15 protein-coding genes are annotated in these 20,084 nt (G+C 55.8%); 11 read left to right on the forward strand and 4 right to left on the reverse strand.

What is annotated here, in order from left to right; genetic code table 11:
* The first annotated feature begins 36 nt into the window (after window positions 1-36).
* From ftsE to NSQ46_RS02435, 6 genes are all read left to right on the forward strand, one after another.
* Complete coding sequence (gene ftsE / locus NSQ46_RS02410; protein WP_007132274.1) at window positions 37-723, forward strand: cell division ATP-binding protein FtsE; 687 nt, start codon at window positions 37-39, stop codon at window positions 721-723.
* On the forward strand, window positions 713-1,621 hold the full coding sequence (gene ftsX / locus NSQ46_RS02415; RefSeq protein WP_007132273.1) for a permease-like cell division protein FtsX: 909 nt from the start codon (window positions 713-715) through the stop codon (window positions 1,619-1,621). The genes ftsE and ftsX overlap by 11 nt, the downstream gene beginning before the upstream one ends.
* Window positions 1,622-1,647: 26 nt before the next feature.
* Window positions 1,648-2,922: a M23 family metallopeptidase gene (locus tag NSQ46_RS02420; RefSeq protein ID WP_007132272.1), complete on the forward strand. Its 1,275-nt coding sequence runs from the start codon at window positions 1,648-1,650 to the stop codon at window positions 2,920-2,922.
* A 126-nt stretch (window positions 2,923-3,048) separates the two neighbouring features.
* Window positions 3,049-4,518: a S41 family peptidase gene (locus NSQ46_RS02425; protein WP_007132271.1), complete on the forward strand. Its 1,470-nt coding sequence runs from the start codon at window positions 3,049-3,051 to the stop codon at window positions 4,516-4,518.
* Window positions 4,519-4,576: 58 nt separating this feature from the next.
* A complete protein-coding gene (locus NSQ46_RS02430; RefSeq protein WP_007132270.1) occupies window positions 4,577-5,896 on the forward strand; it encodes a PDZ domain-containing protein in 1,320 nt (439 codons plus the stop codon).
* Window positions 5,897-6,091: 195 nt separating this feature from the next.
* Window positions 6,092-7,168: a hypothetical protein gene (locus tag NSQ46_RS02435; protein WP_157462176.1), complete on the forward strand. Its 1,077-nt coding sequence runs from the start codon at window positions 6,092-6,094 to the stop codon at window positions 7,166-7,168.
* A gap of 208 nt (window positions 7,169-7,376) precedes the next feature.
* Here NSQ46_RS02435 and NSQ46_RS02440 read toward each other — a convergent pair whose 3' ends face one another.
* Both NSQ46_RS02440 and NSQ46_RS02445 read right to left on the reverse strand, forming a co-directional pair.
* Window positions 7,377-8,030: a response regulator gene (locus tag NSQ46_RS02440; protein WP_028405456.1), complete on the reverse strand. Its 654-nt coding sequence runs from the start codon at window positions 8,028-8,030 to the stop codon at window positions 7,377-7,379.
* A 52-nt stretch (window positions 8,031-8,082) separates the two neighbouring features.
* Window positions 8,083-9,246 (reverse strand): sensor histidine kinase, encoded by a 1,164-nt coding sequence (locus tag NSQ46_RS02445; protein WP_007132266.1) that lies wholly within the window; start codon window positions 9,244-9,246, stop codon window positions 8,083-8,085.
* A gap of 192 nt (window positions 9,247-9,438) precedes the next feature.
* Here NSQ46_RS02445 and NSQ46_RS02450 point away from each other — a divergent pair, with 192 nt between their 5' ends.
* From NSQ46_RS02450 to NSQ46_RS02460, 3 genes are read left to right on the forward strand one after another with little or no spacing between them, the layout of a single operon-like run.
* Window positions 9,439-10,377, forward strand: a complete 939-nt coding sequence (locus NSQ46_RS02450) for an ABC transporter ATP-binding protein (RefSeq protein ID WP_028405457.1) — start codon at window positions 9,439-9,441, stop codon at window positions 10,375-10,377.
* Window positions 10,378-10,420: 43 nt separating this feature from the next.
* Complete coding sequence (locus tag NSQ46_RS02455; protein WP_210093978.1) at window positions 10,421-11,599, forward strand: ABC transporter permease; 1,179 nt, start codon at window positions 10,421-10,423, stop codon at window positions 11,597-11,599.
* On the forward strand, window positions 11,592-12,755 hold the full coding sequence (locus NSQ46_RS02460; protein WP_028405459.1) for an ABC transporter permease: 1,164 nt from the start codon (window positions 11,592-11,594) through the stop codon (window positions 12,753-12,755). The genes NSQ46_RS02455 and NSQ46_RS02460 overlap by 8 nt, the downstream gene beginning before the upstream one ends.
* A 179-nt stretch (window positions 12,756-12,934) precedes the next feature.
* Here NSQ46_RS02460 and NSQ46_RS02465 read toward each other — a convergent pair whose 3' ends face one another.
* Complete coding sequence (locus NSQ46_RS02465; protein WP_028405460.1) at window positions 12,935-13,747, reverse strand: flagellar motor protein MotB; 813 nt, start codon at window positions 13,745-13,747, stop codon at window positions 12,935-12,937.
* Window positions 13,731-14,525, reverse strand: a complete 795-nt coding sequence (locus tag NSQ46_RS02470; RefSeq protein WP_007132261.1) for a flagellar motor protein — start codon at window positions 14,523-14,525, stop codon at window positions 13,731-13,733. The genes NSQ46_RS02465 and NSQ46_RS02470 overlap by 17 nt, the downstream gene beginning before the upstream one ends.
* A 307-nt stretch (window positions 14,526-14,832) precedes the next feature.
* Between NSQ46_RS02470 and uvrB the strand changes: the two genes are divergently transcribed.
* The gene (gene uvrB, locus NSQ46_RS02475) at window positions 14,833-16,824 is read left to right on the forward strand and encodes an excinuclease ABC subunit UvrB (RefSeq protein WP_007132260.1); all 1,992 of its coding nucleotides are present in this window, start codon (window positions 14,833-14,835) and stop codon (window positions 16,822-16,824) included.
* Between the two features lie 177 nt (window positions 16,825-17,001).
* Window positions 17,002-19,869, forward strand: coding sequence for an excinuclease ABC subunit UvrA (uvrA, locus tag NSQ46_RS02480; RefSeq protein WP_342576300.1), 2,868 nt, complete (start codon window positions 17,002-17,004; stop codon window positions 19,867-19,869).
* Window positions 19,870-20,084: the final 215 nt, after the last annotated feature.

Here is a 20,084-nt window from a genome sequence, read left to right on the forward strand (position 1 = left end):
TATAAAGGCTAATTATGGATTGGGAAGTGATTCTTAGTGATTGAAATGCAAGACGTTTGGAAGACTTACCCGAACGGCGCTCATGCGCTGCAAGGCGTGTCGGTTAAGATCAACCGGAATGAATTTGTCTATGTCGTCGGACCGTCCGGTGCGGGAAAGTCGACGTTTATGAAGCTTATTTATAGAGAAGAAGTGCCTACCAAGGGGCAAATTTCCGTGAACGGATTCAATATCGGGAAGCTGAAGCAGCGCAAAATCCCCTATGTTCGGCGCAATATCGGGGTGGTTTTCCAGGATTACCGCCTGCTTCCCAAGCTGACAGCTTACGAAAATGTAGCTTTTGCCATGGAAGTCATCGAGGCGCCGCAGCGAATCATCAAGAAACGGGTGATGGAAGTGCTGGAGCTTGTCGGGCTGAAGGCCAAGGCGAACCGCGAGCCTTCCCAGCTATCCGGCGGCGAGCAGCAGCGGATTGCAATCGCGCGGGCAATCGTGAACAATCCGTCGGTCATTATTGCGGACGAGCCTACCGGGAACCTGGATCCGGAGACATCTTGGGAAATCATGCAGCTGCTGGACGAGATCAATTTCCGCGGCACAACGATTGTCATGGCCACCCATAACAAGGAAATCGTCAACACCATGCGCAAACGCGTACTAGCCATCGAGCGCGGACAGATCGTGCGCGACCAGCTGAGAGGAGAATACGGGTATGAGTTTTAGAACCTTCTTGCGGCACCTGCGGGAAGGGGCGAAGAGTATATTTCGCAACGGCTGGATGTCTGTCGCATCGGTAACTTCCATCGTGGTGTCTTTATTTATTTTGGGTGTGTTCATGCTGCTTGTAATGAACGTAAACGCGTTAGCCGATAAAGCAGATAGTAATGTGCAGATCAACACCTACTTAAATCTGAATGTCGACGAGGCGCTTCGGGAGAAGATCCGCAGCGAGATCGAGACGATGCCGGAGGTCAGCTCGATTAAATTCGTATCCAAGGAAGACGGGATGAAGGAGCTGGAGGAGAGCCTCGGCTCGGAATGGCTGGAGGGCTTCAGCGAAGAGGACCAGAACCCGCTGCCTGATGCGTTTGAGGTATCCGTCATCGAGCCTACGACCGTCGGCTTCGTCGCCGACAAGATTAGCGCTCTGAACGAGAAGTATGCGGAGGAGCCGATCATGCGCGTCAAGTACGGCGAAGGAACGGTGGAAACGTTGTTCAAAATCACGCGGACGGTCCGGAATATCGGCTTCATATTCGTAGCCGGACTCGGGCTGATGTCGATGTTCCTGATTTCGAATACGATCCGTGTTACCATTCTGGCCCGCAGACGTGAGATCGGCATTATGAAGCTGGTCGGAGCGACCAACAGCTTCATTCGCTGGCCGTTTTTCGTCGAGGGGGCATTGATCGGCCTCGTCGGCTCGATTGTCACGGTGACCCTGTTGTTTGTTGGATACGGACGCTTGTATGCGGCCGCTCAGACCGATATGACGCTTGCCAAGAGCCTGATCCCGCTTGGAGACCTGTGGTTGTGGCTCGGCGGAATCATCATTGTGCTCGGTGTTGCGATCGGAGTCTGGGGCAGCACCATGTCGATCCGTAAGTTTTTGAAAGTCTAAACCAGGTAAAGGATGGGGAGCGAACGTTGAAGAAAATCGCCGCTGGAGTAGCAGCCTTATTATTGGCCTCTGTTATGATCCAACCCTCTGACGGACAAGCTGAGAAGAAGACCGCAGCCGACGTCGACCGTGAGCTGAAAGTACTGCAGGAGCAGGTCCGCAAGGCCAGAGCGCAGAAGAGCAAGGCTGCCGAGGAGAAGAAGGAAGCGCAGCATTATAAGAATAAGACGACCAAAAACCTGAAATATGTCTTGGAACAAATCAGCATCGTCAGCAACGAGCTGATGAGAATATCGATGAAGATCGAGGAAACCGAGGATAACCTGAGAACGACGACGAAGGAGCTCGAAGCGGCGGAGGAGCGCATCGCATCCCGCGAGAAGCTGTTGGAATCCCGCATTCGTCTGATCTATATGGACGGACAGCCTTCCTATCTTGATGTGCTGCTCTCATCCACAAGCTTCAGCGATTTCCTGGAGCGGGCGGATTCCTTAAAGACGATCGTCAATCAGGACCAGGATTTGCTCGTACAGCATAAACAGGACAAGCTGCTTGTCATCGAGAAGAAGAAAGAGCTCGAGACTCAGTATGCGACGGCGAAAGATCTGTACGCACAGATGGAAGACCGCAAGAGCCTCCTGAATGAGAAGGAAAAGGAGAAGCGCGTGCTTCTGGCCCAATATGATCAAGAGATCGAGGACGCAGAGATTTTGACCAAGGAGCAGGACCAGATGCTGGTGGCCTTGGCCAGCAAACGATCGGATCTGCAGAAGGAGAAGAACAAGCTCGCGGCTGAAGAGGCTGCACGCAGAGCAGCTGCTGCGAAAGCGGCAGCCGCTGCGGCGGCGAAACGGGCGAAGGCGACCAAGCTTGGCGGAAGCAAGGGAGGCGGATTTACCGGCAACGGAGGTCCGTTTGCGCTTCCGGTATCGGGGGCAAGACTCTCATCGGGCTATGGCCCGCGGGTGCATCCGGTAACGGGCGAGGTCGGCAAGATGCATACCGGTCAAGATTTTGCTGCTCCGCAAGGAACGGAGATCCGGGCAGCCGAGAGCGGCACCGTCATTCTGGCCGAATGGTGGAGCGGTTACGGAAACTGTGTTATTGTTGATCATGGGGGCGGCGTATGGACCTTGTACGGACATATCCGCAACGGCGGCATCATGGTGAGTGAGGGCGACAAGGTGTCCAGAGGCCAGAAGATTGCCGAGGTCGGTTCGACCGGTCAAAGTACCGGACCGCATCTTCACTTCGAAGTACGGGTTAACGGATCGCCTGTTAATCCTGGGCCTTACCTGTAACGGCAGGGCGCATCTGCGCCACACATGCTTCGTACCGCTGTATAAATATTCCCGGTAAGCCTATCATATACTAGGTGGACGGGATTCCCGAAAGAGCAGTTGAAATGTACAAAGGCGGTGAAGTACATGCTGAAAAAACGAACGGTTGTCTTTCTAATGGTTGCCGCTATGCTGTGCGGTGTACTCATAACCATGGCATTGACCCAGCTGCCGGCTGCGCAGCAGACCGGAAACGGTGAAGGTCTTCTGGCGAGCATTTCGAATCGCAGCGGGCTCGATGATGCCGAGGCAAGGAAGCTCGGCACGGCGCTGGACCTGATCGAAGACAATTATTATAAGGACGTCGACCGGTCGAAGCTGGTTGACGGGGCGATTAACGGAATGATGGAAGCCCTTGGCGATCCGTATTCCAACTATATGGGCGAGGAATCCGCGAAGCAATTCACGGAGAGCATCGCAGGGTCCTTTAGCGGGATCGGCGCTGAAGTATCCTCGCAGGACGGCAATGTCGTCGTCGTATCGCCGATCAAGGGCTCGCCTGCAGATAAAGCAGGCATTCGGGCGAAGGACACCATATTGTCCGTGAACGGCGAATCGCTGCAGGGCCTCGACCTGAACGCGGCAGTAGCCAAAATCCGCGGTCCGAAAGGCTCCAAAGCCGTGCTGAAAATTAAGCGCGCAGGCTCCGATGAGCCGATCGAGCTTGTCATTGTTCGGGATGATGTTAGCCTGGAGACGGTGACGGCACGGATGGAGAAGGACGGCATCGGCATTATCGAGATTACCCAATTCTCATCAAATACCGGTGAACGCTTTACGGAAGAGCTTGAGAAGCTGGAGAAGCAGGGCATGAAGGGCCTCGTGATCGATGTGCGGAACAATCCGGGCGGCGTTCTGTCCGAGGTCATCGGGATCACCGAGAATTTTGTGCCGAAAGGCAAGCTGATCGTCCAAGTTGAAGACAAAGACAAGAAACGGGAAAAGCATGTGTCGAACGGGCAGGCGAAGCCTTATCCGATCACCGTTCTGATGAACAAGGGCAGCGCAAGTGCATCTGAAATTTTGGCCGGAGCGCTTCAGGAATCGGCAGGTGCGACCTTGGTCGGCGAGCATTCCTTCGGCAAAGGGACCGTTCAGACCAGCTTCGAGAAGCAGCTTGGCGACGGCAGCCTGTTGAAGGTCACCATTGCGAAGTGGCTCACGCCGAACGGCACCTGGATTCATGAGAAAGGGATTGAACCGGATATTAAAGTAGACCAGCCGGAATACTTTACGGTCGCCCCGATTGACAAGAAGAAGACCTACAAGTATGACGCGAACAGCAGCGACGTCAAGAATGCCCAAATTATGCTGGAGGCGCTCGGCTTTGATCCGGGTCGCACCGACGGATATTTCGACCGGGCGACAGAGAAGGCGGTCAAGAGCTTCCAGAGCAAGCATAAGCTGAAATCCGACGGCGTCCTTAACAGTGCGACGGCGGAAAGCCTGGAGGCAGCACTGATCGAGAAGATTCAGGATCCGAAAGTGGATAATCAACTGAATCGCGGACTTTCCGAAGTTCGGAAGGAAATCGCGGCAAGAGCGTCGAAACCATAAGAAGGCTGCAACTTAGCCTTCTTTTTTCTTTGATTCGAGAAAGGAGCGTGGCTGGCTGTTGGAAACGCTGGTACAACTGCTGATGCGTGGGATGGATGCAGGCTTGCAACTTCTGACGCAGCCCTTTTATTATATTTCGATCCTATTCGTAATGCTGCTCTACCGGAGGCAGGTGCTCCTGGAGCGTAAGCTGTTTCATGTACGCTTGCATTCCTGGGGATTGCAAACCTGGCGGACATTTCTCGGCGGATTGCTGGCAGGGCTTGCGGTGTCTGTCGCAGTCGCTTTCCTGGGGGTAAGCCTAAGCCTGGGGGCGATTATCTGCATCTGGGTCACCTCATTGATCTTGATGCTGTTTCATATCCGGTATTTGTGCTTTGCTTATTCCATCGGACTGCTCGGCATCCTCCAGTTCGTGTTGAGCTGGTTTCCGAATCTGGCAACGGAGGGATGGGCTCATGCGGTGCTGTCCACCATCCGCAGCCTGGATATTCCGGCCCTGCTGGCGCTGGCTGCCGTGCTGCATTTCGCCGAGGCCGTTCTGGTCAAGCTGCAGGGGTCAAGCTTTGCGACGCCGCTGTTCCTGGAAGGGAAGCGGGGCAAGCTGGTCGGCGGCTATCATATGCAGAGCTTCTGGCCGCTGCCGCTGTTCATGCTCGTTCCTGCCGCCGGCGGAGGGGCCGTGCTTCCGTGGACGCCGTTCTTCGGCGGGGATGCGTGGAGCGGCGGATTTATGATGATGGCGCTGCCGGTCGTCATCGGCTTCGGCGAGATGACGCAGAGCATGCTGCCCAAGGAGAAGGCGGCGATCACCTCCAAGCGGCTGATCATTTACGCCGCGGTCGTGCTCGCATTGAGCATGCTTGCCGAATGGTGGTCGCCGTTGACCCTGATTGCGGCATTGGCCGCTCTGCTGCTGCATGAAGGCTTGGTATGGTACAGCCGGTATGAGGAGCAGCAGCGCAGTCCGGTATTTGTGCATCCCGTTCGCGGATTACGGGTGCTGGCTGTTCTGCCGGATAGCCCGGCCCATGAGCTCGGCATTCAGCCGGGTGAGACGATTCTGAAGGTGAACGGTACCCTGGTCCACAGCAAGGAGCAGCTTCACGGCGCTCTCCGGCAAAACCCGGCTTTTTGCAAGCTGGAGGTTCAGAACCATCAGGGCGAAAGCAAGTTTTTGCAGCGCGCCATTTATGCCGGGGACCATCATCAGCTGGGAGCGATCGTAGCCCCGGATCCGCGCGATGGCATTGCCGCCCGATTGAAGCCGGTAAGTCTTATTACGCTGCTGGCGAACAAGCTGCATGTCCAAAAGTTTCGCAAGGATCCGGCGGGCGAGAAGGCTCTCCGATCGGAAGAAGCGGGATTTGATTCATAAATGCAAATGACGGTGCTTGTCGAAGAGACAAGCATCGTTTTTTTATTTCATTTCAGGCTGTCCTTCAATTCACTTGCAACCTAATGGAAGTCATGTACGTCTGTATCCACAAATAGCCAGTGATGGCGTAGAGGGGGGAATGAAGTGGCTTCATTATCTAAGGCAGCTGTGATCTGAACCGTTGTCGTCGCAGGGGTGTTATCGATCATTGGATGCGAGTCGGGAGGATCATCTTCCCAGCCGAAGCCGGCGCACGAAGCCCCACAGGGTCCGGCAACGGGGGTTGCCGCGAGCCATGCAGACACGAGAGATTCCGAAACTGCGGCAGGGCCCGAGGAAGCGGTCGTGTATGAAGGGCTGGTAGCCGGAAAAAGTACGATCTTGGGCACGAATAAGATCAAATACCGAGTTCTGATCCTTCGTGAGGTCAATGAACAGACGGCAGTGAACGGCAGGCAGCGCGATCTGGAGCGGCTGGCGGTAGCTTCAAATGGAGCGTGGTATGAGGTAAGCCGGGAGCAGTTTGATCTCATCCGGCGCGGTCAGCGCGTAAAGGCGGTATCGACGAACGAGCAGCTGGATATGCGTCCCCCCGTTCGCCTGGCACAAACCGTGGATATTGTACAGGAACCGGAAGGACGGTTCCATTTTAATTTTCTGGATGATGTCATAACGGGTACGGTGCGTTCACTGGACGTCAATGCAAGGCGGATCGAGCTGGACGTTTCGGCTTGGGTGAACCGGGATAAGAAGGGTGCTATTGATGACATCGGGCACGTGATAGGGATGAGCATTGATGAGGAGACAGAGCTTCTTGACGAGCAGGAGAGAAAGCTGGAGCTGTCCTCCATCAAGACTGGAGATAAACTGAATGTTGTGCCGGCGGGAGGAAGCTACCGGTATGACCGAGATGGCAGCCAACAGCCTTTACGGGCAGATAAGATCACAAGGCTGGAGCAGGCTAGGAAGGAAAAGCTCAGGAGGTTGATTGCCCAAGGGCCGGGCGGAATCCATACGGTTCTGATGGATCAAGCGGGAAGTGACGCAAGCCAGCAATGGGATGAGCTTGCGGCACAAGTGCCTGGAGCTTTATTTGGCGGTTATTCCGCCATCGAATACCGTGAGGGAGATGCTGTCGATTATAAGCTGGAGCTCGGGCTGGATAGATTGCCGGCCTATCTCGTGTTCGACCGTGATGACCTGCTCTTTCGTACCGAATCGGTGAAGGAGCTGCAGCGCTGGTTCAATCTGAGAGCTTCCGAGCAGCGCTGAAGCATAGAGTCGCGTAACCAAACCGTAAATGGAACCCGTAACCCGTAATCGTAACCTCTAACCGTAGCCTGTAACTGTAATCCGCTAACCGCAAACCGTAAACCGTCCGTAAACCCAACCGTATCATAACCAAGGCCTGCAAAGCGCGGCTCTCCATGTGGGGGGACTCCGCTTTGCAGGCCTTATTGACGGTTAAATCGATTATTTGTTAACTCTGAACTTTCTTCAAATAAAAGATCGCAATCTGCGTCCGATCGCGCAGACTCAGCTTCCCCAAAATATCGGTCACGTAATTCTTGACGGTGCCCTCGCTAAGGAAGAGCCGGCCGGCAATTTCTTTGTTGGACAGGCCATCAGCAATGAGGGTGACGATGTTGCACTCCGCCGGCGTCAGACCGAACGCCTCCAGCTTGGCCGGCGTCTGCGGATCGGGCTGCGCGGCAGGGCGGAGCATGCCGGTCAGCTTGCGGGCGATATCGGGATGAATCAGCATATTGCCGTCATGGACGGTTTTGATGCCCTGGATGATCCGGTCCGGCGGGATGTTCTTGAGCAGATAGCCGCTTGCCCCATTCCGCAAAGCCTCCGCAATATAATCCTCATCATCGAACGTGGTCAGCATCAGCACCCGGATGTCGGGATATTTCTCCCTAATGCGCAAGGTACCTTCCACGCCGTCACATACCGGCATGCGGATGTCCATCAGCACGACGTCGGCCACAAGCCCGCCTTCCAGCAAGTCGAGCGCTTCCCCGCCGTGAGCCGCCGCCCCGGTTATTTCGATATCCGGATCCATCCCCACGAGCAGCTTCAAGCTCTCCCGAATGAACGGGTCATCATCGACAATCAGTACGGAAATCATGGTAAGCACTACCTTTTCTTTTAATTGGACGCTTGTTCCTTCAGCGATCGATTTATACGATCTCACGCTTTCGGTAAACCGGCAGCCGGGTGATCACGGTAAACGGAGCGCTTTGCTGCACCGTAAGCGTTCCGCCAACGACCTTGGTCCGCTCCAGCATGCCGCTGAAGCCGATGCCCTGCTTGCCTTGGCCCGGGTCCGGCCCATCGGCCGGCTCCGGCACTTTGCCGTTGTTGCTGACCTCCATGCGAACCTCATCTTCCCCATAGTGCAGAAAAATTCGGACATGCGTGGCGCCTCCGTGACGGAGGGCATTCGTGATCGCCTCGCGGGCGTTCTTATATAATACCACCTGCTGGCTCGGATAGAGCGGATAGGGCATTCCTTGCAGCTCAAGGTCGGTTTCGATGCCGGTTTCCTTTCCGGTCTCCGCAAGGAGCCGGTCCAGGGAATAATCATCGGCCATGCGCCGGTGCGGGCTCATCTGCTTAACGGCCGAACGCAGCTGCTCCATGCTGTCGCCCAGCTGGTCCCGGATCTGGTGCAGCAGCTCCATGCCGCGAGCGGAATCGCGGGGGACGGTATGGACGGCCGCCTCCATCATCATTTTGATGCGGATCAGCCGGTGGCCGATATCGTCATGCAGCTGGCGGGAGATCCGGTTCCGTTCCTCGGCTTGCGCCGCCCGTTCCACCTGGTGCGCGAATTGCAGCAGCTGTCTGCCCGCTTCATCCTGCTGGAAATGCAGCCGCTTGAGCTCATCGTACAGCTTGATGTGATCGGCTTGTTTTTCAAACAGTTGATGGATTTGGCCGAAAGCCGCCGCGAAGAACAAAAATACCAAATTGGCCGTTGTCGTCAAGAGCGGATCCCAGCCGGCAATGGCGATGTTCAGCAGCCCGAGGTGAGCGAACGCAAACCACCACCGCCAGGAACGCTCCAGCAGGGGCAGATAGACGCACATCGTCGACACGGACAAGAACACCATCATAAATCCGTATTGATGGCACAGCCAAAAGGATAACGCGATTTCAACCACCGCAGCCGCCTTGGCCGCGGACGGGGTGGGCAGGAAACGGCTCAGCACCGTCACCGCGAGAAACAGGAGGACGAACACCATATATTCCCCGTAGTCATCCAGCTGCTGAAGGAACATATCAGCCGCGGCCGGAAGGAGAATCAAGCCGTAACGAAGATAAGCGAGAGGAGAAGACATGCGCGATCAGCAACCTTTTTTATAAACTTATAGCTCCCGGTCCATCAGTGGCTTCATTATATCACAGGACATTCGAGCGATAGGAGATGACTTTGGTCACCCCATAAGGTGACTTCTTCTACCTGAAAGAAACGACGAACTTGTATACAATGAATGTCAGAAAGCTGAATTAAGGAAACGGGGATGGTACGTATGGCGGTCTTTCTGGAAATGAAGGATGTCGTGAAACGATATGGTAGCAAGCTGTCGGTGGATCACCTGAATCTCGAGGTGCAAGAGGGGGAAATCTTCGGACTGCTCGGCCCGAACGGGGCTGGCAAAAGCACGTCAATCAGCATGATCTGCGGCCTGCTGCCGAAGGATCAAGGGAGCATCAAGGTCGATGGCATATCGATTGAAGATCAGCCGCTTGAGGTGAAGCGAAGAATCGGATTGGTTCCGCAGGATCTCGCCTTGTACGAGCAAATGTCCGCGATGGACAACGTCGCCTTTTTTGCAAAATTGTACGGACTCCGGGGACAGCAGCTGAAGGAACGGGTGGAGGAGGCATTGACGTTCGTCGGACTGCAGGATCGGGCCAAGGACCGGCCGTCGACCTTTTCCGGCGGGATGAAGCGAAGACTGAACATCGCCTGCTCGATTACCCATCGCCCGAAGCTCATCATCATGGATGAACCGACGGTCGGCATCGATCCGCAGTCGCGCAACCATATCCTTGAATCTGTCCGGACGTTGAATGAGATGGGCTCGACGGTCATTTATACCAGCCATTATATGGAGGAGGTTGCCGCGATCAGCGATCGGGTGGCCATTATGGACCAAGGCCATGTCATCGCCTGCGGTACGCAGCAGGAGCTGCGGGCCCGGGTGGCTCAAGAGGAGCGCATTATCCTCACGGCAGATGGGATCACGGAGGAGCTTATCCAGGAGATGAAGCTTCATCCGCGCGTCGGGCGCGTTACGCAACATGATCATCGGCTCGAGATTTATGTTCCATCGGCGCAAGAGGAGCTGCAGGATATTCTGTTCATTTGCGGCAAGCACGGCACGACGCTCCGATCGCTGCAGTGCGAGGAGCCTGACTTGGAGACGCTGTTTCTCAGCCTGACTGGACGGAAGCTGCGGGACTAAACAGGCCGGAGGTCTCCGGATACATGAAGGGAGAAAACAAACCATGAACACTGCGATTATCGCCTGGTTTGAGCTCAAGCGGATGGCTACGAGCCGGACGGTGCTGATCAATCAATTTTTGCTGCCGCTTATACTGATCTTTATATTAGGTAACGCGCTATCCGGCTGGTTCGGAAACGAAAAGGAATTTGAGCAGCCGCCGGTGAATGTGGGCTTCATATTGCCCGAAGCGCAGGGGGAGCTTCCTGCAAGCATGCAGGAACTCGTGAATGCGCCGGAAATTCAGGATATTGTTATCCAGCACATCCTATCGAATCGCGAGGAGGGTGTAGGAAAGCTCCGCCGGGGAGAGCTGGATTATGCGGTGGTGATCCCGGAAGCGTTCGACGAGCGGATGGGACGGGGAGAAGCGGTGAAGCTGGAGCTGCTTCCCGGCAGAGACCATAATCTGAATCTCGTGGCGGATACCGTCTTTACAACGTTTATGGCGGACGCGAATCATAAACAGGCGGAGGCGATCGTGTTCGGCGGCGTGCAGGCGCTGGCAGTACCAGCATCGGCTTCCGATGGGAAACCAGGCGGAGCTAGCGTGGAGGTTGGACAATTGAGCGAAAAGGGCGGGTCTTATTCTGCCGCTCAATACTATGCGGCTTCCATGCTGGTCATGTTTCTGCTGTATTCAGGCCTGATGGCAAGCAGCAGCCTGCTGGGCGAGCGGGAGAGCCGGACCCTGTACCGGCTGCAAAGTGCACCGGTATCCCCCGGCACGATCTTTGCCGGCAAAATCATTGGATGCAGTCTGATCACGTTTGTGAAAGCTGCTGTCATTGTGCTTGGATCGATGTGGCTTTATGGCGTGAAGTGGGGAGGGCATCCGCTCCTGCTGATCACGGTCTGCGTCCTGCTCACCTTGTCCTCCATGACGATTGCGGCGCTCATTACGTTCGTGTCCCGCACGGCGGCCGGAGCCAGGGGCCTGATGCAGGCCATAATCATCGCCATGACGTTTGTCAGCGGAGGCTTTATGCCGCTGCCGGTGGAGTTTTTTCAGAAGATCGCAGCCTTTACGGTCAACCACTGGGCGATGCAGAGCATGCTGCGGATGATGCTGGACAGCGAGACCGGCCTCGTCCTCTCCTGCATCGGGATGCTGGCGATCATAACGGCCGTGCTGTCGGCCTTTGCCATGATCACGTACCGAAAGGTGGGATACCATGCCTAGCTTGATTATCGCCTGGAATATGGTGAAACGGACGCTTGGGCGGAGACGGGGCTGGATTGTCTTTGTCCTGGTGCCCTGTGTCGTCGTCACGCTGACGGTGTTTCTGCTGGGCAGAACGACGGCAGCCGGTATCATTGTCTCCTATGTGAATGAGGACGAAGGTCCTGCAGGGCAATACTTGATGGAGCAGCTGGAGCACAGCGGACAATATGTGCTGAAGGAGTCGGCTTCCGAGGATGTGCTGCGCGAGGAGCTGCTTCAGAATAAAAGCACGGTCGGCGTTTATGTTCCCCGAAGCTTCAGTGACGGAATCATGGAAGGGGGATCGCCGAGCGTCAAGGTGTATGAAGTATCAACGTCGGAAGCGTCGGTCATGATCCGCATGACCGCCGACTCTACGGTTAAGCGTCTGAACGGATCGGCCTCGGCAATCCGGGAAATGTCTGACTCGGGTGAGGGCCGCATGCAAGCGCTGAGCCAGGTGCTGGAGCAATCCGCCAAGAAGCGGGTGGATACGAAGGTGACGGATCTGAATCTGTACGCCAAGCCGGGCTTGTCGAATGTGACGGGATTTACGCTTATGTTCATGATGACCCTGATCTCGAGCGTCGTGGCGATGATCTTGGACGACCGGAGGCAGCGCACGCTGTCGCGGATGTATACGGCACCGGTCCGGGCATACGAGATCGCGCTCGGCAACTTTCTGGGGAGCCTTGTCGTCGGTTCGCTGCAGGTAATCATCGTGCTTCTGCTCAGCCGGTATGTGCTGCGTTACGAGTACGGCATTCCGTTCATGCTGCACTTTCTCATCCTGATGGCCTTCATGCTGGTGTCGCTGGGGCTTGCCAGCACGATCGCGGGACTCATCCGCAACGATCAAAATGCCGCGATGATCAATTCCATGATCGTCACGCCGAGCTGCATGCTGGGCGGCTGCTTCTGGCCGCTGGCCATCATGCCGGAGTTCATGCAGAAGCTCGCCAACTTTATTCCGCAAAAGTGGGCGATTGAAGCGGTGGAGATCGCCGCGACCGGCGGCACGCTCGCTGATATCAGCCTGCCGCTTGCGGTCCTCGGCTTGATGGCCGTCATTTTGCTCGCCGTCGGCTCTGCCGTTCTACGGCCAAGCGAGAGCGGGACAGGAACCGCCGCTTAGAGCCGGTTCTTGTAATGATTCGTCTGTCGAGCTTCGTTGACGAGTACCGATCGTGATAGCTAAGAAATTCAAAGGCCAGACCGCAACCTGCGGCCTGGCCTTTGATGATGTGAAAGGGAGTGCTTTATCGGCAACTCGCAAGATTTGAATGCCGCGCTCACGTTGAGAGTCGGTGCCTGCTACTGGCGAAGCTGTCGCAGCACGGTGATCTCGACCCGGCGGTTTTTCTGTCGGCCTTCAGGAGTGGTATTGTCCGCGGCCGGTCTTGTATCCGCATATCCCGCATACTGGAAGTCCGCTGGATCCAGCCCTTCCTTCTCTAAGAAGAAGCGAAGCACCGACATGGCGCGTGCGCCGGAAAGCTCCCAATTATCCTTGTAGATGGAGCCGCGTCCGATCGGCACATCGTCCGTATGGCCTTCGATGCTGACGGTGGTATCCAAATTTTCAAACAGGCTCGCCAGCTTGCCGAGCACGGGAGCGGCACCCGGCTTCAATTCCGCCCGGCCGACATCGAACAGGAAGCGGTCGCTTAACGTAATGGCGATTCCTTGGGGCTCGTCCGAGATGAAAATATCGTCCTCGAGCTGGTTATCCTTCACATATTGCTGAATGAGTCCCATGAAGCTCGCCAGCTCCTCTTCCTGGGCGCGGAAGGCGAGCTCACGCTCGCTTAACGGCCCGGCGTCTTCGGCATCATCGGCGCTGTCTTCCTCAGCCTTGGAAGGAGGGTTCTTGTGGTTCTCCGTATCGGCCGTGCCGGTTATGCCGGAGCCCATCTCCAGAATACTGTCCCCGCTCTGAAAGGTGGCCTGCAGCGACTCGGTGACCAATTGATATTTTTCCGGATCCAAACGGCTCATCCCATACATGACGACAAAAAATATCAGCAGCAAAGTAATCAGATCCGCATAGGTGATCATCCAGCGGTCGCGCTGATCGCCGCCAGCCTGCGGACGGGAGCGCCGCCTCCGTCTATTCGGTCCACTCATGGGCGAACCCCCTTGATGCCGGTCCATCCAACCTGCCCGCCGATGCGAAGGAGGCCAGCTTCTTGCGGACGATAAGCGGGTGCTCTCCGTTCTGAATGGCTAGAATGCCTTCCAGCAGGAGCTCCATATTTACAATTTCTTCTTCGGAACGTGCTTTAATCTTCGTTGCAATGGGCAAAAAGATAATATTGGCGCTGGCAACACCGTATAAGGTAGCTGTGAACGCGACGGCAATCGAAGGGCCGAGATTCGTGGGCTCCTGCAAACTGCCGAGCACATGGATCAATCCCATGACGGTTCCGATAATCCCCATCGTGGGCGCATAGCCTCCGGCAGATTCGAAAATTTTAGCGTAGCCTTCGTGCTTCTGCTCGGCGGCCTGGATTTCAAGCTCAAGGATTTGGCGGACCATTTCGGGATCGGTGCCGTCGACGACCATCTGCATCCCTTCTCTCAGAAAAGGATCGGCATGCTCGTCCGAGACGCGCTCCAAGGCCAGAACGCCGTCTCTTCGCGCAATGACCGACATATCGGCCAGCGAATCGATAAGCTCGCCCGGTGAACGGACGCTGCGGCCGAAGGCCAGCCGGAGGGCGGCGGGGATGGTTCGGAGACGGGAGAGCGGGAAGCTGATGAGGACAGCGGCCACGGTTCCGCCGAACACGATCAGCGCTGCCGCGCCCTGCATCAGCCCGCCGATATGTCCGCCTTCCCAGAGGAAGCCTCCGATGAGGGCCGCGAGTCCGGCCAGGATGCCGATAATGATTGTTATATCCATAATGCTGTAATCATCTCCTTTATTTATAGTTGAACCATGATTGAACTCAATAGAAACCGTTTAAGGCAATTTAAAACGGACCGAAAAGCGCGCGTTTGCCCGCGCTAAATTTACCGGATCGCGGGCTGCTGAATATTCCATGAAATTGTTTGCATCAAAAAAACGTAAAGGGTATAATGAGACGGGAACAGATATTCTTATTCCTGTTAACCGACACCACTAATTTCCCAATAACTATATCATCGGGAAATTTCGACATATCTTTTAGTATGATTTACATTTTAGAGCATAAGGGTGATGATGGACAATGAGCGATTTAGTTGTCAGTACCAAATCCTTTGAGATTGAGTCCGAGTTCCAGCCGCAAGGCGACCAGCCGGCTGCGATCGAGCAGCTGGTTGAAGGGCTGCGCCAGGGGAAGAAGCACCAGACCCTGCTCGGTGCAACAGGAACCGGCAAGACGTTTACGATCGCGCAGACCATCGCCAGAGTCAACCGGCCGACCCTTGTCATTGCGCATAACAAGACGCTTGCCGCACAGCTGGCGAGCGAATTCAAGGAGTTTTTCCCGAACAATTCGGTTGATTACTTTGTCAGCTACTACGATTACTATCAGCCGGAAGCGTACATCCCTTCTTCCGATACGTATATCGAGAAGGATTCCAGCATCAACGAAGAGATCGACAAGCTTCGTCACTCGGCCACGAGCTCGCTGTTCGAGCGGCGGGATGTCATCATCGTTGCGAGCGTATCGTGCATTTACGGCTTGGGATCGCCGAAGGAATACGGGGAATTGCTGCTCTCGCTCCGGGTAGGCATGGAGAAGCCGCGCAATCAGATTCTGGCGCGGCTTGTTGATATTCAGTACCAGCGCAACGATATCAATTTCGTGCGCGGCACGTTCCGCGTCCGCGGAGACGTCATCGAGATATTCCCTGCCTCGAAGGGCGAGCATGCGGTTCGCGTCGAGCTGTTCGGCGACGAAATCGAGCGAATAACGGAGATTGACGTCCTGACGGGAGAGCTGGTCGGAGAGCGCGAGCATATTGCGATCTTCCCGGCCTCCCACTTCGTAACCCGCGAAGAGACGATGCGGGTTGCGCTGATCAATATCGAGCGGGAGCTGGAGGAGCGCCTTGAGCAGCTCCGCTCCGAGGGCAAGCTGCTCGAAGCGCAGCGGCTGGAGCAGCGTACGCGTTATGATATCGAGATGATGAAGGAAGTCGGATTCTGCTCCGGCATCGAGAACTATTCGGGGCCGCTGACGTTCCGGGAGCCGGGGGCAACCCCGTATACGCTGCTCGATTATTTCCCGGACGACATGCTGATCGTGATCGACGAATCGCACGTGACGCTGCCGCAGATCCGGGCCATGTACAACGGCGACCGCGCAAGGAAGACAGTGCTCGTGGAGCACGGGTTCCGCCTGCCGTCGGCGCTCGATAACCGTCCGCTGAAGTTCGAGGAGTTCGAGGAGAAGGTCAACCAGATTATCTATGTATCCGCAACGCCGGGGCCTTATGAGCTTGAGCACTGCGATACGATGGTGGAGCAGATCATCCGGCCGACCGGGCTGCTCGATCCGATCATTGACGTGCGGCCGACGGAAGGGCAGATCGACGATCTGATCGGCGAGATCCGGGAGCGGGTTGACCGTGACGAACGTGTGCTGATTACGACGCTTACGAAGAAGATGGCGGAAGACTTGACCGATTACCTCAAGGAGATTGGCATCAAGGTCCGCTACATGCACTCCGATATTAAGACGCTGGAGCGGATGCAGATCCTGCGCGACCTGCGCTTGGGGACATTCCACGTATTGGTCGGAATTAACCTGCTCCGGGAAGGCCTTGACCTGCCGGAGGTGTCCCTGGTAGCGATTCTGGACGCGGATAAGGAAGGCTTCCTCCGCTCCGACCGGTCCCTGATCCAGACGATCGGCCGCGCTGCCCGGAACTCGGACGGCAAGGTCATCATGTACGGAGACAAGATCACCGATTCGATGGATCGGGCGATCAAGGAGACGGAGCGCCGCCGCAGCATTCAGGTTGCTTACAATGAGAAGCACGGCATTACGCCGCAGACGATCCGCAAGAAGGTGCGGGACGTCATTGAAGCGACGAAGGTGGCCGAGGGCAAGGCGGACTATTTGGCCGGCGACAAGCAGAAGATGTCGAAGAAGGAGCGTCAAAGCCTGATTCAGCGTCTGGAAGCCGAAATGAAGGAAGCCGCGAAGAATCTCCAGTTCGAGCGGGCCGCAGAGCTTCGTGATGCGCTGCTGGAGCTGCAAGCCGAGTAGGGAGCTTATCTTATCGGAGCTCCGTATTAAGCGAGTCATGCCCGGCAATTAGCTTCCCGTGGGCATTATGCTGGATTTTGGATTTGGATAACAAGGAGGACGGCCCAAGGAGGTCGTTCTTCTTGGTTCATATATACAGGCTCATATTTTTATGCACGGAGTAGGAGATGATATCGTTTGGCAAGTGAGAATATTGTGATAAAAGGCGCACGCGCACACAATTTGAAGAATATCGACATCACGATCCCGCGCGACAAGTTTGTTGTGCTGACCGGACTTAGCGGCTCGGGCAAATCCTCCCTCGCGTTTGACACCATTTATGCCGAGGGGCAGCGCCGGTATGTAGAATCGCTCTCCGCATATGCCCGGCAGTTCCTCGGACAGATGGAGAAGCCGGATGTGGATTCGATCGACGGTCTGTCCCCGGCCATCTCGATCGACCAGAAGACGACCAGCCGCAATCCGCGTTCGACCGTCGGTACAGTCACCGAAATTTATGATTATCTGCGGCTTCTGTTTGCCCGGATCGGGCATCCCCACTGTCCGGAGCACGGCGTGGAGATTACGTCCCAGACGGTAGAGCAGATGGTGGACCGCATTATGCAGTACCCGGAGAAGACAAGGCTGCAAATTTTAGCCCCGGTCGTTTCCGGGCGCAAAGGCGAGCATAAGAACCTGTTCACGGACATTGCGAAGCAGGGCTTCGTCCGCGTGCGGGTCGACGGCGAGCTTCGCGACCTGTCCGAGAGTATTGAGCTCGAGAAGAACAAGAAGCATACCATCGAGGTTGTCGTTGACCGCATCGTCGTTAAAGCGGATATCGAGGCGCGCCTGGCAGACTCCATCGAGACCGCGCTTAACCTGTCCGGCGGGCAGCTGCTGGTCGATATTATCGGCCAGGAGGAGCTGCGGTTCAGCTCGAACTTTGCTTGCCCGATCTGCGGATTCAGCATGGAAGAGCTGACGCCGAGAATGTTTTCCTTTAATACCCCGTTCGGCGCGTGTCCGGATTGCGACGGCTTGGGCGTGGAGATGATCGTTGATCCCGAGCTGCTGGTGCCGGACACGAGCAAGAGCATCGAGGAAGGGGCATTTTTGGCCTGGAGCGGCGGCACATCGACGTATTACCCGCAATTCCTGAAATCGGTATGCCAGCATTACGGCATTCCGCAGGATGTGCCTGTGAGCGAATTAAGCCAGGAGCAGATGAATAAGCTGCTGTACGGAACGGGCAACGAGAAGGTGCACTTCCGTTATGAGAATGATTTCGGACAGCGAAAGGAAGCGTACGTCACCTTCGAGGGCATCATCCCGAACCTGGAGCGTCGTTATCGCGATACGAATTCCGAGGGCATTCGCGAATATATCGAAGGCTACATGAGCAGCAAGCCATGCGATGTATGTAAGGGGCACCGCCTCCGCAAGGAGAGCTTGGCCGTTACGATCAATGACCGTAACATGGCTTATGTCACCAGCCTGTCGATCGGAGAGTCGCTGAAGTTTTTCGAATCGCTGGATTTGACCGAGAAAGAGCGGCAGATCGCCAATCTGATTCTAAAGGAAATTCATAGCCGCTTGGGCTTCCTCGTCAATGTGGGACTGGATTATTTGACCCTCAGCCGTTCGGCAGGGACCCTCTCCGGCGGCGAAGCGCAGCGGATCCGGCTCGCCACGCAGATCGGCTCGAGCTTGATGGGCGTACTCTATATTTTGGACGAGCCCAGCATCGGTCTTCACCAGCGCGATAATGACCGCCTGATTGCCACGCTGGAGCATATGCGGGATCTAGGGAACACGCTCATCGTCGTTGAGCATGACGAGGATACGATGATGGCTGCCGATTATATCATCGATATCGGTCCGGGTGCCGGCATTCATGGCGGGCAGGTTATTGCCCAAGGAACGCCGAAGGAAATTATGGAGGACCCGAATTCTCTGACCGGCCAATACTTGAGCGGCCGCAAGTTCATCCCGGTTAATCTGGAGCGCCGGAAGCCGGATGGACGCTGGCTCGAAATCAAGGGAGCGAAGGAGAACAACCTCAAGAACATCAACGTTAAGTTTCCGATCGGCGTCTTTACGGCGGTAACCGGCGTGTCCGGTTCAGGGAAATCGACCTTGGTGAACGAGATTCTGTACAAGACGCTTGCTCGGGATTTGAACAAAGCGAAAGTACGCCCGGGTCAGTATCGTGAGATCAAGGGACTTGAGCATGTCGAGAAAGTGATCGATATCGACCAGTCGCCGATCGGTCGTACGCCGCGCTCGAACCCGGCCACCTATACCGGCGTGTTCGACGATATTCGGGATATCTTCGCCCAGACGAACGAAGCGAAGATTCGCGGATACAAGAAAGGCCGCTTCAGCTTCAACGTCAAGGGCGGCCGCTGTGAGGCCTGCCGCGGCGACGGCATCATCAAGATCGAGATGCACTTCCTGCCGGATATTTATGTGCCATGCGAAGTATGCAAGGGCAAACGGTATAACCGGGAGACGCTTGAGGTTAAGTATAAAGGCAAAAATATATCGGAAGTGCTGGAGATGACGGTGGAGAATGCCACCGAGTTCTTCCAGAACATTCCGAAGATCCACCGAAAGATGCAGACGCTGATGGATGTCGGTCTCGGGTATATTACGCTCGGGCAGCCGGCCACGACGCTCTCCGGCGGGGAGGCACAGCGCGTGAAGCTGGCTTCGGAGCTGTACCGCCGGAGCACGGGCAAGACGATGTATATCCTGGATGAGCCGACCACGGGCTTGCATGTGGACGATATCGACCGCCTGCTTACCGTGCTTCACCGGTTAGTCGATTCCGGCGAATCGGTGCTGGTCATTGAGCATAACCTGGATGTCATTAAGACGGCGGATTATATCATTGACCTTGGTCCGGAAGGCGGAAGCGGCGGCGGCACCATCATCGCTACCGGAACGCCGGAGGACATCGTGAAGGTGCCTCAGTCTTACACAGGCAAATATCTGAAGCCGGTATTGGAACGCGACACGAAGCGGACGGCGGAGCTGAATAAGGTAGAGGCTGCCCGTTAAGGAGCTGCCGCATCTCGAATCCTTGCCGAGCACCCGATGAATGGATCATCGGGTGCTCTTTTTATTAGGATGCGGAATGGATTCAGAATCCGAACGTTGGCCTGAAGCCAAACGAATAAATGACCGGCATAAGCGGTCATCCTAAGGATGGCAGCTTATGCTGATTTTACCTTCAGGATAGGGCCATTCCTGTTCCAGGATATAACAATGATCGA

This window comes from Paenibacillus sp. FSL M8-0142, from assembly GCF_038597315.1.
Classification (GTDB): Bacteria; Bacillota; Bacilli; order Paenibacillales; family Paenibacillaceae; genus Paenibacillus_AQ; species Paenibacillus_AQ lactis.

Excerpts from the sequence above, each read along its gene's own strand:
- NSQ46_RS02445 (WP_007132266.1), bottom strand. The coding sequence starts at position 9,246 with ATGTCTTCTCCTCTCGCTTATCTTCGTTACGGCTTGATTCTCCTTCCG.
- ftsX (WP_007132273.1), top strand. The coding sequence starts at position 713 with ATGAGTTTTAGAACCTTCTTGCGGCACCTGCGGGAAGGGGCGAAGAGT.
- NSQ46_RS02470 (WP_007132261.1), bottom strand. The coding sequence starts at position 14,525 with ATGGATATAACAATCATTATCGGCATCCTGGCCGGACTCGCGGCCCTC.
- NSQ46_RS02455 (WP_210093978.1), top strand. The coding sequence starts at position 10,421 with ATGAACACTGCGATTATCGCCTGGTTTGAGCTCAAGCGGATGGCTACG.
- NSQ46_RS02425 (WP_007132271.1), top strand. The coding sequence starts at position 3,049 with ATGCTGAAAAAACGAACGGTTGTCTTTCTAATGGTTGCCGCTATGCTG.
- NSQ46_RS02460 (WP_028405459.1), top strand. The coding sequence starts at position 11,592 with ATGCCTAGCTTGATTATCGCCTGGAATATGGTGAAACGGACGCTTGGG.
- NSQ46_RS02440 (WP_028405456.1), bottom strand. The coding sequence starts at position 8,030 with ATGATTTCCGTACTGATTGTCGATGATGACCCGTTCATTCGGGAGAGC.
- NSQ46_RS02465 (WP_028405460.1), bottom strand. The coding sequence starts at position 13,747 with ATGAGTGGACCGAATAGACGGAGGCGGCGCTCCCGTCCGCAGGCTGGC.
- NSQ46_RS02450 (WP_028405457.1), top strand. The coding sequence starts at position 9,439 with ATGGCGGTCTTTCTGGAAATGAAGGATGTCGTGAAACGATATGGTAGC.
- uvrB (WP_007132260.1), top strand. The coding sequence starts at position 14,833 with ATGAGCGATTTAGTTGTCAGTACCAAATCCTTTGAGATTGAGTCCGAG.